Genomic DNA, 12,233 nt, shown 5'->3' with positions numbered 1-12,233 from the left:
TCGTAGTAGCGCGCCTACCCCGGAATCCGCACCGGCAGCGTCTCATAGCCCTTGATGAAGCTGGAATAGATCCGCTTGGGCTCGCCGACCACCTCGATGCGGTCGAAGCGCTTCAGCATCTCCTCCCAGACGATCTTGAGCTGCAGCTCGGCGAGGCGCATGCCGACGCAGCGGTGGATGCCGAAGCCGAAGGAGAGATGGGTGCGCGGGCGCGGACGGTCGATGATGAACTCGTTCGGCCTGTCGAACATCTCCTCGTCGCGGTTGCCGGAGACGTACCACATCACGACGCGGTCGCCCTTGCGGATCGGCTTGCCGCCGATCTCGGTGTCCACCAGCGCGGTGCGCCGCATATGCGCCAGCGGCGTCTGCCAGCGGATCACCTCGGGCACCATGGAGTCGATCAGCTCCGGATTGGCGCGCAGCTTGTCGTACTGCTCCGGGTTCTCGTTCAGCGCCAGCACCGAGCCGGTCATGGTGTTGCGCGTGGTGTCGTTGCCGCCGACGATGAGCAGGATGATGTTGCCCATGAGGTTGTCGGGATCCATGTGGCGCGTGGCGTCGTTATGGGCCATCAGCGACAGCAGATCGTTGCGCGGCTCCGAGTTGACGCGCTCGTTCCACAGCCTCGACATGTAGGCGTAGCACTCGTCCATCTCGCGGCGGCGCTCTTCGGCGGAGGCGACGATGCCGCTCTTGGGCAGCGCGGTCGAGACGTCCGACCAGCGCGTCAGCTTGCGCCGCTCCTCCCAGGGGAAGTCGAACAAGGTCGCCAGCATCTGCGTCGTCAGCTCGATCGAGACGCGCTCGACGAAGTTGAAGGTCTCGTTGCGCGGCAGATTGTCCAGCACGGTCTGCGAGCGCTGGCGGATCAGCTTGGCGAGCTCGTCCAGATGCGTCGGCGTGAACATCGGCGACACCGTCTTGCGCTGCGCCGAATGCCTGGGCTGGTCCATCGCGATGAAGCTCGGCCAGTCGTAGCCTTGCGGCACGTCTCGGATCGAGATGCCGCCGAGCGTCGAATCCGAGGAGAAGATGCCGTGATTGGTGTCGACATGCATGATGTCGTTGTACTTCACCACCGACCAATAGGGCTCGATCGGCGCGTTGGTGCAGTAATGCACCGGCTCCTCCTTGCGCAGCCGCTCGAACCAGGGCCACAGCGTGTCGTCCTGGAACAGCCGGGGCGCGCCGGGATGGAATTGCGACAGCGGCGTCGCATAGGCCTCCTCGCGGGCCCTGCGCATGCGTTCGGCCTTGTCCACCTTAACCGGCGCTTGGATGTTCATCGTCGTGGCTCCAGTGTTTCTCTTCACTTCGCCTCTCCCCGCAAGAACGGGGAGAGGGAGATGTCCTAAGCCGCAATCTTCACCGGCAGCTCTTCCAAACCCTTAACGAAGCTCGAATAGACCCGCTTGGGCTCGCCGACCACGTCGATATGGTCGAACCGCCCAAGGATCTCTTCCCAGATAATCTTGAGCTGGAGTTCGGCAAGCCGCAAGCCCACGCAGCGGTGAATGCCGAAGCCGAAGGACAGATGGGTGCGCGGGCGGGCGCGGTCGATGATGAAATCGTAGGGCTTTTCGATCGCCTCCTCGTCGCGGTTGCCCGAGACGTACCACATCACGACCTTGTCACCCTTCTTGATCTGCTTGCCGCGGAACTCGAAGTCGGAAAGCGCGGTGCGGCGCATATGCGCCAGCGGCGTCTGCCAGCGGATCACCTCCGGGACGAAACTGTCGAGCAGCGCGGGATTTTCGCGCAGCTTGCGATATTGCTCCGGATGCTGGCTCAGCGCGAGAAGCGAGCCCGACATGGTGTTGCGCGTGGTGTCGTTGCCGCCGACGATCAGAAGGATGAGATTGCCGAGGAAGTTCTTTGCATCCATGTCGCGCGTCGCGGCGCCATGCGCCATCATCGAGAGCAGGTCGCTCTTCGGCGGTTGTTCGCTGCGCTCCTTCCACAGCCGGGAGAAGTAGGCCGCGCATTCCGTCAGCTCGGCCATCCGCTCGTCCTCGGTGGCAACGAGGCCGTCGGGGCCGGGAATCGTGGTGGCGATGTCGGACCAGCGCGTCAGCTTGCGGCGGTCCTCCCAGGGAAAGTCGAACAGCACCGCCAGCATCTGCGTCGTGAGCTCGATCGAGACACGGTCGACCCAGTCGAACACCTCGCCGCGGGGCAGGTTGTCCAGGCACTCGGCCGAGCGCTTGCGGATGTTGAGCGCGAGATTGTCGAGGTGCGTCGGCGTGAACATCGGCGCCACGGTCTTGCGCTGCGCCGCATGACGCGGCGGATCCATCGAGATGAAGCTCTCGCGGCGCAGGTCCGGATCGATGTCGCGGATGGTGATGCCGCCGAGCGCGGAGGCCGAGGAGAACACCGAATGGTTGGTCTCGATCTCCATGATGTCGTTGTAGCGGGTTACCGACCAGTACGGTCCGAACATCGAGTCCTTGCAATAATGCACGGGGTCTTCCCGGCGCAGGCGATCGAAATAGGCCCAGAACGTATCGGTCCTGAACAATTCAGGATCGCCCGGATCGAATTGCTCCAGCGGCAACGAACTGGCGCGATCGCGCAATGCGTCGAGCTTGGCCGCGCTCATGGTCCCATGCATGACCGTTCTCCCTGGCACGAACCGCGCGTTCTCGTTGAATTCTGCGCTGCGGTATTTGATTTGCAATTACAGCCGGTTGTCTGCGCCGGAGCAAGGGAGAGTTTTGCCACATCCAACTTTTGCGAGAGGGCCGCGGGACCTTCCTTAGCGTGATCCCCCGCACACCGTTCGTCGTGAAATCGTGCCGAAACCGATTGGAATCGAGGTAAATCGAACCCGGCCGTGTTGGGGATCGACCAATCTCTGATCTATAGTTTGATTGGAATAGACCGACATCTCGAGGTTGCCGCCGTGAACGACATGCAATGGACCCCGATCGGCTCCGAGCCCATTCCGCCGCCGCTGCCGCCGACGCGGGTCGAGTTTTCCGGCCACCGCTCCGACTTCCGAAAAATGGTCACCAAGGGTGCCATGCTGGAGCTCGTCACCTTCGGCTTCTACCGGTTCTGGCTCGTCACCGACATTCGCCGTCATCTGTGGGCGCACACTGCGATCGACGGCGATGCCGCCGAATATACCGGGCGGGCCAGGGAGCTTCTGGTCGGCTTCCTGTTCGCGCTCGCGATCCTGGTGCCGATCTACCTCGCCTACTTCCTGATCGGCATCGAGTTCGAGCGCTGGCAGGGCTTTGCCTCGGTGCCGCTGTTCATCGGATTCTACGCCTTCGGTCAGTTCGCAATCTTTCGCGCGCGACGCTACCGGCTGACGCGCACGGTCTGGCGCGGCGTGCGGTTCTGGATGGACGGCTCGGGCTGGGCCTATGCGTTCCGCGCCATGGCCTGGGGCCTGCTGGTGTTGCTGACGCTCGGCCTGGCGCTGCCGTGGCGCGAGGCCGCGCTCGAACGCTACAAGATGCAGCACAGCCATTACGGCGATCTGCGCGGCGATTTCGAAGGTGACGGCTGGACCTTCTTCAAGCGCGCCTGGTGGCTATGGCTGCTCAGCCCGATCGCGGTCGTGATCTTCCCGCTCGCGCCGTTCGTCTATGCCGAATTCAAGGCGCGCGAATGGCGCTGGTGGCTCGATGGCATCCGCATCGGCGGCGTCAGCCTGTCCTCGGACCTGCCTCATGATGCCTTCTACGGCTTGTACTGGAAGGTGGTCGGCTGGTGGATGCTGCTCACGGTCGCCTTCGCTGCCTATATGGGCGTCGGCGGCTTGCTGCTGGTTCAGCTGAGCGGCGTTCCGGCCGAGGAGATCTTCGCCGGTGACAACGGCACCAAGAGCATCCCCATGGTGGTGATGATGGTAGCAGGCTATTTCGCCCTGGCGCTGGCGATCAACATCGTGATGCGGGTCTATCTCCAGCGCGATCTCTGGGCCAAGGTGCTCGAGACCGTTGCGGTGCACGACATCGCGGCCGCGGCGGACGTGCGCGGCAGCGGCCAGCTTGCCAGCGCGCTCGGCGAAGGTTTTGCCGACGGGCTCGATGTCGCGGGATTCTAGGCTGTGAGTGAAACATTTGCCGCGGCGCCGGCGCAGTCGGCGAAGCCGACCATCTTCTTCGACGGAACGTCGAGCCGCAGGCGGCAGGTCACACTGACGTTCGGCGATGCGCTGGAGATCGCCGAGGAGGGCGGGGCGCCGGTTCGCTGGGCTTACGCCGACATTCGCCGCGCCGACAGTCCGTCCGGCATCTTGCGCCTGGCGTGCATCGCCGCGCCGCCATTGGCGCGGCTGGAAATCCGCGACGCTGTGCTTGCGGCCGACGTGACGGCGCGCTGCATGCGGCTCGACGAGCACATGACCTCGCGCCGCGGTGTCGCAAAGATCGTCGGCTGGTCGGTGGCCGCCGCCGTCTCGATCGTCTGCGTCGTTTTGTTCGGCGTGCCGCTCGCCGCCGACCGTCTGGCGCCGCTGGTGCCGAAACCCGTCGAACGGCGTATCGGCGACGCCGCCGAAGTGCAGGTGAAGACCATCTTCGGCCGCAATGCGTGCGAAGATCCCGCCGGCAAGGCCGCCTTCACCAAGCTCGTCAACCGCCTGCGCGATGCCGCCGGCCTCGACGACGATTCCATGACCGCGGGGGTGCTGCCGACCTCGGTGCCGAACGCGTTCGCGCTGCCGGGCGGCAAGGTCTACGTGCTCAAGGGGCTGCTCGACAAGGCCGAAAGTCCCGACGAGCTCGCCGGCATCCTCGCGCACGAGCTCGGTCATCTCAAGCATTACGACAACATGCGCGGGCTGATCTACAACGGCGGCACCTCGTTCCTGATCGGCCTCTTGTTTGGCGACGTCACCGGCTCGTCCGCGGTGATCTTCGCCTCGCGCAGCCTGGTCGAAGCCTCCTATTCGCGCGAGGCCGAGACCGCCGCCGACACGTTCGCGATCGAGGTCATGCACAAGCTCGGCCGCTCGCCGAAGCCCGCCGCCGAATTGATGTTCCGCATCACCGGCAAGGAGGGCGGCTCGACGCTCACGACGATCCTCGCCAGCCACCCGCTGACCGAGGACCGCCTCGCCCGCATGACCAAAGAAGATCGCCCGGCCTCCGGCCCGCCGCTGCTGACGGACAAGGAATGGCAGTCGCTGAAGCTGATTTGCGGCAGCGGGAAGGTGTGAGCGGGCCGCCAATCACTTTGCCGGCGCAGCAGGCGGATTCGATCCGGTGGTGACGTTCGGCGCCGTGTTCGGATTCGAGGTCGTGGTCTGGGGACCGAACTCGCGTCCATTGTAGAAGAAGACGGCCGCGACCACGGCGATCACGAAGATGGCGCCGACCGCCCAGCCCACCGGGCTGTTGCGGCGCGCCCTGTCGGCCCTGCGGTCGTTGTCCTGATAGGTCATCGAGCTCTCCATCCTGAAAGCAGGAGAACCGCGCGCGATCGAAGGCGTTCCTAAACGGGTGGAACGCCGCCGAGAGACCTATCGCGTTCCGTAGGCGCGGTCGCCGGCATCGCCAAGGCCGGGCAGGATGAAGCCGTTCTCGTCGAGACCCTCGTCCACCGCCGCGGTCCAGATCGGCACGTCGGGATGCAGTCCGCGTAACCGCTCCAGTCCTTCCGGGGCTGCGATCAGGCAGGCGAGGCGGATGTCCCTGGCGCCGCGCTCCTTCAGCCGGTCGATCGCGGCCACGGCCGTGTTGGCGGTCGCGACCACCGGCGTCACCACGATGGCGAGGCGCTCGCTGAGGTCGGAGGGCGATTTGAAGAAATACTCGACCGCGGCAAAGCTGTGCGGCTCGCGGTAGAGCCCGATATGGGCGACGCGCGCGGTCGGCACCAGGTCCATCATGCCGTCGACGAAGGTCGTGCCGGCCCGCAGCATCGGCACGAACACCAGCTTCTTGCCGGCGATCTTGGCCGAATGCATCGTCGCCAGCGGCGTCTCGATCACGGTGTCGGCGAGCGGCAGATCGCGCGTCACCTCGTAGCAGAGCAGCATGCCGATCTCCTTGATCAACTCCCTGAACGATTTGGTCGAGATTGACTTGTCCCGCACCAGGGTCAGCTTGTGCTGCACCAGCGGATGATCGACGATCGTGACGCCTTCCATGGGATGCCTTTCTTCCTTCTCCCCTTGTGGGAGAAGGTGGTATAGGCGGCCTTCAGGCCGCCGTTCTCAAAAGCGCCGAAGCGTAGCTTCGGCTACGGCGCCGGATGAGGGGTTCTCTCCGCGAACTTCACTGGGAGATGGATTCGCGGAGAGAACCCCTCACCCGGCTTCGCTTTGCGAAGCCACCCTCTCCCACAAGGGGAGAGGGTTTAGAAAACCGTGCCGTCGCTGATCACCTTGAGCGGCGGCGAGCCGTCGGGACGGCGGGCGAAAGCGATGGCGCGGCCGGCCGCCCAGGTGCCGCCTTCCAGGATGCTGGCGAGCGGCAAGGTCTGCGGCGTGCGGCCGAGCTTGGCGCGAACCAGATCGGCAAGCCGGTCCAGCAGTGCGACCGTCAGCGCCCGCCATTCCACGACCAGCAGCGAATCCACCGCATGCGCGCGCCCGGCATCGGCGCCATCGCGCAGGCGCAGCACCCCGTGATCGACGAATAGGCCGCCATTGCGATATTCGGCCAGCCCGGTCAGGCCGTCGATCTCGGTGACGTCGAGACCGGCGCGCTGCAGCGGCTCGATCAGCGAATAGCTCAGCCATTGCGACAGCTTGTGCAGCGGCACGAGGCCCGCCGTTGCGTCGTCGGCCCTGAGCGCGGGATGGCGCCAGCAATCGCCGAGCGGCACGCCTCCAAGCTCGAGCCGCGAGGGCCAGATCGGTCCGAGCTGGTTCAGCACCGCGGCGAGGATCGCAGGCGCGGCAACGGTGCCGCCATTTGCCTGCGCCGCGATGTGATCGAACAGGCAGCCCGGCCGTGGCGTGTCGCGCAGGCCGAACACGTCTGCGCGCTCCGCCGTCAATGTGCCCAGGCGCCGCAGCAGGTCGACGCGTCCCTCGAGGCCGAGCAGCGGATTGGCATCGCTGACCTGAAAGGCGGGGGTGAGGGAGGCCAGCGGCAGTCTTGCCAGCACCTCCGCATCGGCCCTGAACGGCGCGCGGGCGTCGCCCGAGAACAGGCCGCCCGCGAACATGTCGAGGCTCGCGATCGCAAGTCCCTCGGATCGGCCGATGCTTGCGCCGCTGGCAGCATCGCGATATCGCCACGCTGCGCCCGCGCCGGCGTCGAGCAGCACGCTGACGATGGCAAGATCAAACTCGGCCCGCGCCCGTGCCGCGCGGTCCGGCCACGATGCAGCGTCGGCAAGCCGCGCCCAGCGGTCGATGCCGCCGGTCACAAAATGCCGCCAGCGCGCATGGAACGGAATCTCCAGCGTCGGATAGGCCCGTCGCGTCACCGCGAGCACGGCCTCCGCGACACCATCCATGCGGTCGAGATCAACAGTGAAGTGGCGCAAGCCGCCGGCAAGGCCGATATCGAGCATCTGTCCGGCACGCGCGCGCACCGCTCCTGCGCTGAGCAGGGAGCGGGCCTGTCGTTCTAAAGCGTCCGCCATCGCGCGATCAGTATTTTTCCAGCGAACGTCCGACCACGCCATCGACGTCCTTTTCCGGCGCGATGTCGGTCGAATAATAGCCGGCGGCCTTCTTCGCGGCGATCTCGACATAGGCGTCGGCCGGGATCAGCTCCGGCGGGATCGGCACGCGCTCGACGATGTCGATGCCTTGCGAAGTCAGCGCGTCGTATTTCATGTCGCTCATCGACAGGAAGCGGTCGATGCGCTTGAGGCCGAGCCAGTGGATCGTGTCCGGCATCAATTGCTGGAAGCGCGCGTCCTGCACGCCGGCGACGCATTCGGTGCGCTCGAAGTAAGCCGCCGCGGCGTCGCCGTCCTCCTGGCGCTTGCGTGCGTTGTAGACCAGGAATTTGGTGACCTCGCCGAGCGCGCGGCCCTCTTTCCGGTTGTAGACGACGAGCCCGAGCCCGCCCTCCTGCGCGCCGCGCGCGGATTCCTCGATGCCGTGGATCAGATAGGGCCGGCAGGTGCAGATGTCGGAGCCGAACACGTCGGAGCCGTTGCACTCGTCGTGGACGCGGCAGGTGATCCTGGTGCGATGGTCCGGCAGTTTCGTCACGTCGCCGAACATGTAGACGGTGGTGCCGCCGATCGGCGGCAGGAACACCTTCATGTCCGGCCGCGTCACCAGTTCGGGGAACATGCCGGCGGTCTGCTCGAACAGCGTGCGGCGCAGCTCGGTCTCGCCAGTGCCGAAGCGCGTCGCAAGGCCGGGCAGATACCAGACCGGATCGATCGCGATCTTCACCACGGAGACGCTGCCATTGGCGTGCACGACCTCGCCGTCGGCGCGCAGCCGTTTCGCGGCGAGTGCCTCGCGGATCTCCGGCAGGTCCAGCCGCGCCCGCGTCACCGCGATGCTCGGGCGGATGTCCGCGCCCTCAGTGATCTCCTGACGAAAGTTTTCGGCGACCAGATGGCCCCAGGGATCGAGCGCGACGATCTTGGCCGGATCCTGCCACTGCTCGAACGGGCCGATGGTCGCGGCCGGAAACGTGTTGGTGAGGTCGGGCCTGCGAATCGGATCGAGTGCGCCGGCGGACACCGCGAGCGCACGGTACATCGCATAGGAGCCGCCATGGCTGCCGATCACGTTGCGATCGCCGGCGCGCGACACCGTGCCGATGACCGGCCCACGCGCGCGCGCCTCGGTGGCGCCCCAGTGGATCGGGAAGGCGGACTTCTTGCCCGGCTCCGGATGGGAGGTGAGGCGGATGTGGTCGGTACGGTTAGCGCGGCTCATGTCCAGGCTCCCAAAAAGCCAACGGCCCGCCGCTGGGACGGGCCTGGCTCGCTTGCGAGGCCGAACCGGCGGCGCAAGCTCAATCCAACATATTGTAACCGCGGCGAGCGACAGACAAGTTAATCGTGCGCGGCGGCCGCGACCCATTCCCGCGCTCGTCCGGATCGAAGAGCGGCGCCAGAATGTTTCCTATATCTATGTAATTGCTGTCATTTTTGAAGGGGCGGGCGGCCGCCTCGGCGGTCCGAACAGGTGACTGGATAAAACCTGCATGTTCGGACATATCGACCGGATCGGCTCTGCCCCCGGAGACTCCCATGCCCGCCAGCTACATCGACCCTCGCAACGGACAGCTCTATCCCCTCGACCAGCCGCGCTGGTGCTCGGACGAGCGCACGCCGCTGCTGGTGACGCCGGGAGCCGGCATCTCGCGTGACGATATCGATAGCCGCGTGCGCTCGCTCTGGCGCTATCGGGCCGCGCTGCCGGTCGAGATCGCAAACCCGATCACGCTCGGCGAAGGCTGCACGCCGCTGGTTCAGCAAAATTGGGGCGAGCTGCGCCCGTTGTTCAAGCTGGAATGGTTCAACCCGACCGGCAGCTTCAAGGACCGCGGCTCCGCCGTGATGCTGTCGTTCCTGCGCCAGATCGGTGTCTCGGCCATTCTCGAAGATTCCTCGGGCAATGGCGGCTCGTCGATGGCGGGCTTAGGGGCCGCCGGCGGCATGCGCGTGAAGATTCTTGCGCCGGCCTCGACCTCGCCGGCCAAGATCGCGCAAGTGCGCGCCTATGGCGCGGCGGTGCAGCTCGTCGAAGGCCCGCGCGAGGAATCCGAGGCCGAGGCCATCCGCCAGTCGAGCCAGACGTTCTATGCCAGCCACAATTGGCAGCCGTTCTTTCTGGAAGGCACCAAGTCGCTCGCCTATGAAATCTGGGAGGATCTCGGCTTCCGCGCGCCCGACAACATCATCGTTCCCGTCGGCGCCGGCAGCAGTCTCCTGGGCTGCGCCTTCGGCTTTCGCGAGCTCAGGAAGGCCGGCCAGATCGCGAAGCTGCCGCGGCTGTTCGCGGCGCAGCCGCTCAACTGCTCACCGGTCGATGCGAGCTTTCAGGCCGGCGTCGACACGCCCGTCGCGCGCGAGGTGAGCAAGACAATTGCCGAAGGCACCGCCATCAAGCACCCGCTGCGTCTGCGTGAGATCATTGCCGCCCTGCGCGAGAGCGGCGGCGGCACCATTGCGCTCACGGAAGCTGAGATCGTCGCCGCGCTGCGCCGCCTTGCGCGCCAGGGCCTGTTCACGGAGCCGACCAGCGCCAGCGCGGCCGCCGCGCTGGACAAGCTGTCCGCGGCCGGATCGCTCAAGGCGAGCGAGACCACGGTCGTCATCCTCACCGGCACGGGGTTGAAGGCCGCGACGACGGTGGCTGATCTGGTGGGGTAGGGCAGTAGGATGGGTAGAGCGCAGCGAAGCCGATCTTCTTCCTTCTCCCCTTGTGGGAGAAGGTGGCGCGAAGCGCCGGATGAGGGGTATCTCTGCGCGGACTCAATGCGTACTGAACGCGCGGAAAGATACCCCTCACCCGTCTCGCCGCTGCGCGGCGAGCCACCCTCTCCCACAAGGGGAGAGGGAAGGAAGCGTCACTTCGCCAGTGAGCTCAGTCCTTCAGCTCGTTCACCTGCTTCACCCACGCCCGCACGTCCTTGAGCACGGCGGGCAGCACGGCCTTGACCTCGGGGAGGGTCATGCCCGCCCTGATGCGGGGGTCGTACAGCAAATTGAGGATGTACTGGTCGTAGACGTCGAAATAGCCCATCGAGACGTTGTCGTTGAACATGGTCCAGGGCACGCTGGTGGTGTCGTTGATCGGCCCGAGCGATTGCAGCAGCTCCTCATAGGCGCAGTCGAGAAAGACGAAATCGCCGTTGTCGACGGTGAGGATCACGTCGGAATGCTCGATCTCGAAATTGTCGTTCTTGCGGAAGCCGGACAGGCATTGCGGGTCGAGCGAGGAGCGGATCTCGCGCGCCTTCGCGGCGCCGTAGAAGCTGGTGAGGGTGCGGTAGACGTCGCGATCGCGCACCAGCTTCACCCGCACATTGGCCGCTTCGGAGGTCGCGGTCATGGCGATGTCGAGATGCTGCACGCGCTTGCCGATGTCGGCCACGACCTTGGCCAGTTGCGCCTTGCGATCGGCGCGGTCGCTCTCGGCGTAGACGCGCACGGGTCCGTCGAACTTGCGGATGCGGTCGACGCGGCCGGCGAGGTGATATTCGGCGCCGAACGCCGTCTTCAGGAAGCCGTCGACGATCTCGCCGTCGGTGAAGCTCTTCTTCTCGGCGCGCTGGCGCGCGGAGACTGCGGGCAATTCACCGGCGGCGGCCGCCACCGTGATGTCGGGCATCAACGTGAGCGCCGCGAACGCCAGCAGGGCGGAGCGAACGGCAGCCGAGGACGGATTCAATGCGCTCATCATGGTGCGACGCTGCCGCATTCACGCCGCGCGCACAAGGGCGCAAGGTCGCACCTCCCGCGGTTCCCGGCGTTGTTTGTCGCGAGGGAGTGAGAGTGCGTAGGGTGGGCAAAGCGGAGCGTGCCCACGCATCTGTGGCCGGATCGGAAAGATCGTAGGCACGGCGCTTCGCGCCTTTGCCCACCCTACGAGGGCTTGCCTCTCATCAGTTGTTCAGCACCACCACAGGGGTGCCGACCGCGACGCGGCTGTAGAGATCGCTGACGTCGTCGTTGGTCATGCGGAAGCAGCCCGAGGAGACCGCCTGGCCGATCGTCTCGGGCTCGTTGGAGCCGTGGATGCGATAGAGCGTCGAGCCCAGATACATCGCGCGTGCGCCGAGCGGGTTGTCGATGCCGCCCTTCATGTGGCGCGGCAGGTCGGGGCGGCGGGCCAGCATCTGCGAGGGCGGCGTCCAGTCCGGCCATTCCTTCTTGGCGGTGATCCTGTGCATCCCGCCCCAGCGGAAGCCGTCGCGGCCGACGCCGATGCCGTAGCGCAGCGCCTGACCGTTCCCGAGCACCAGATAGAGCCGGCGCTCGGCCGTGTTCACCACGACCGTGCCGGGCGCATAATTGCCGTTGTACATGACGGTGGTGCGGGGGATCGGGCTGGCGCCGCTGCCGAGAAAGCCGGTGGAACTGGTGCCCGTGAAGTCTATCATTCCCGCCGCGGATGCGTCGGCCGCGCCGGCCAGCACGAGCGCGATTGCGGCGATCGGCGCGGCAAAAAACCGGATCATTGCTTCCCCCAGAATAAAATCGATTCAACGAAAGCCACAGGCCATATTTGCGGGCATTTCGCAACCCACGGGCCCGTGAGGCAGGGCATCCTTAACGGATGGTGTCACCAAATCGGCAACCGCGTCAATTTGCTCAAGAACGTCAGACTCCGTTCC

The 12,233-nt window shown here is 65.8% G+C and carries 11 protein-coding genes; 3 read left to right on the top strand and 8 right to left on the bottom strand.

Annotated features, from left to right (window positions below; all coding sequences use genetic code 11):
• Positions 1-14: 14 nt before the first annotated feature.
• Positions 15-1,289 (bottom strand): cytochrome P450, encoded by a 1,275-nt coding sequence (locus DCM79_RS01195; RefSeq protein ID WP_257178153.1) that lies wholly within the window; start codon positions 1,287-1,289, stop codon positions 15-17.
• Positions 1,290-1,354: 65 nt separating this feature from the next.
• Positions 1,355-2,617 carry a cytochrome P450 gene (locus tag DCM79_RS01190; RefSeq protein ID WP_257178152.1) on the bottom strand — a complete coding sequence of 421 codons (1,263 nt, stop codon included), beginning with the start codon at positions 2,615-2,617 and terminating at the stop codon, positions 1,355-1,357.
• Between the two features lie 291 nt (positions 2,618-2,908).
• Between DCM79_RS01190 and DCM79_RS01185 the strand changes: the two genes are divergently transcribed.
• Complete coding sequence (locus DCM79_RS01185; RefSeq protein WP_373568097.1) at positions 2,909-4,063, top strand: DUF898 family protein; 1,155 nt, start codon at positions 2,909-2,911, stop codon at positions 4,061-4,063.
• 3 nt (positions 4,064-4,066) lie between these two features.
• Entirely contained in the window at positions 4,067-5,179 is a 1,113-nt protein-coding gene (locus DCM79_RS01180) for a M48 family metallopeptidase (protein ID WP_257178151.1), read from the top strand.
• A 12-nt stretch (positions 5,180-5,191) separates the two neighbouring features.
• Here DCM79_RS01180 and DCM79_RS01175 read toward each other — a convergent pair whose 3' ends face one another.
• The 4 genes from DCM79_RS01175 to DCM79_RS01160 all read right to left on the bottom strand — a co-directional run bounded on the left by DCM79_RS01175 (position 5,192) and on the right by DCM79_RS01160 (position 8,824).
• A complete protein-coding gene (locus tag DCM79_RS01175; RefSeq protein WP_257178150.1) occupies positions 5,192-5,404 on the bottom strand; it encodes a hypothetical protein in 213 nt (70 codons plus the stop codon).
• 78 nt (positions 5,405-5,482) lie between these two features.
• A complete protein-coding gene (gene upp / locus DCM79_RS01170) occupies positions 5,483-6,112 on the bottom strand; it encodes a uracil phosphoribosyltransferase (protein ID WP_028179165.1) in 630 nt (209 codons plus the stop codon).
• A 209-nt stretch (positions 6,113-6,321) separates the two neighbouring features.
• Positions 6,322-7,560 (bottom strand): URC4/urg3 family protein, encoded by a 1,239-nt coding sequence (locus DCM79_RS01165; RefSeq protein ID WP_257178149.1) that lies wholly within the window; start codon positions 7,558-7,560, stop codon positions 6,322-6,324.
• A 7-nt stretch (positions 7,561-7,567) separates the two neighbouring features.
• Positions 7,568-8,824 carry a GTP cyclohydrolase II gene (locus DCM79_RS01160; protein ID WP_257178148.1) on the bottom strand — a complete coding sequence of 419 codons (1,257 nt, stop codon included), beginning with the start codon at positions 8,822-8,824 and terminating at the stop codon, positions 7,568-7,570.
• Positions 8,825-9,141: 317 nt separating this feature from the next.
• Here DCM79_RS01160 and DCM79_RS01155 point away from each other — a divergent pair, with 317 nt between their 5' ends.
• Positions 9,142-10,266: a threonine synthase gene (locus DCM79_RS01155; protein WP_257178147.1), complete on the top strand. Its 1,125-nt coding sequence runs from the start codon at positions 9,142-9,144 to the stop codon at positions 10,264-10,266.
• 214 nt (positions 10,267-10,480) lie between these two features.
• Here DCM79_RS01155 and DCM79_RS01150 read toward each other — a convergent pair whose 3' ends face one another.
• Both DCM79_RS01150 and DCM79_RS01145 read right to left on the bottom strand, forming a co-directional pair.
• Positions 10,481-11,296, bottom strand: coding sequence for a DUF2927 domain-containing protein (locus DCM79_RS01150; protein ID WP_257180918.1), 816 nt, complete (start codon positions 11,294-11,296; stop codon positions 10,481-10,483).
• A gap of 205 nt (positions 11,297-11,501) precedes the next feature.
• A complete protein-coding gene (locus DCM79_RS01145; protein ID WP_373568142.1) occupies positions 11,502-11,999 on the bottom strand; it encodes a L,D-transpeptidase in 498 nt (165 codons plus the stop codon).
• Between the last annotated feature and the right edge of the window lie 234 nt (positions 12,000-12,233).

This window comes from Bradyrhizobium sp. WBOS07 (genome assembly GCF_024585165.1).
Taxonomy (GTDB): Bacteria; Pseudomonadota; Alphaproteobacteria; order Rhizobiales; family Xanthobacteraceae; genus Bradyrhizobium; species Bradyrhizobium japonicum_B.
This window is presented reverse-complemented; position numbering and strand designations above follow the sequence as displayed.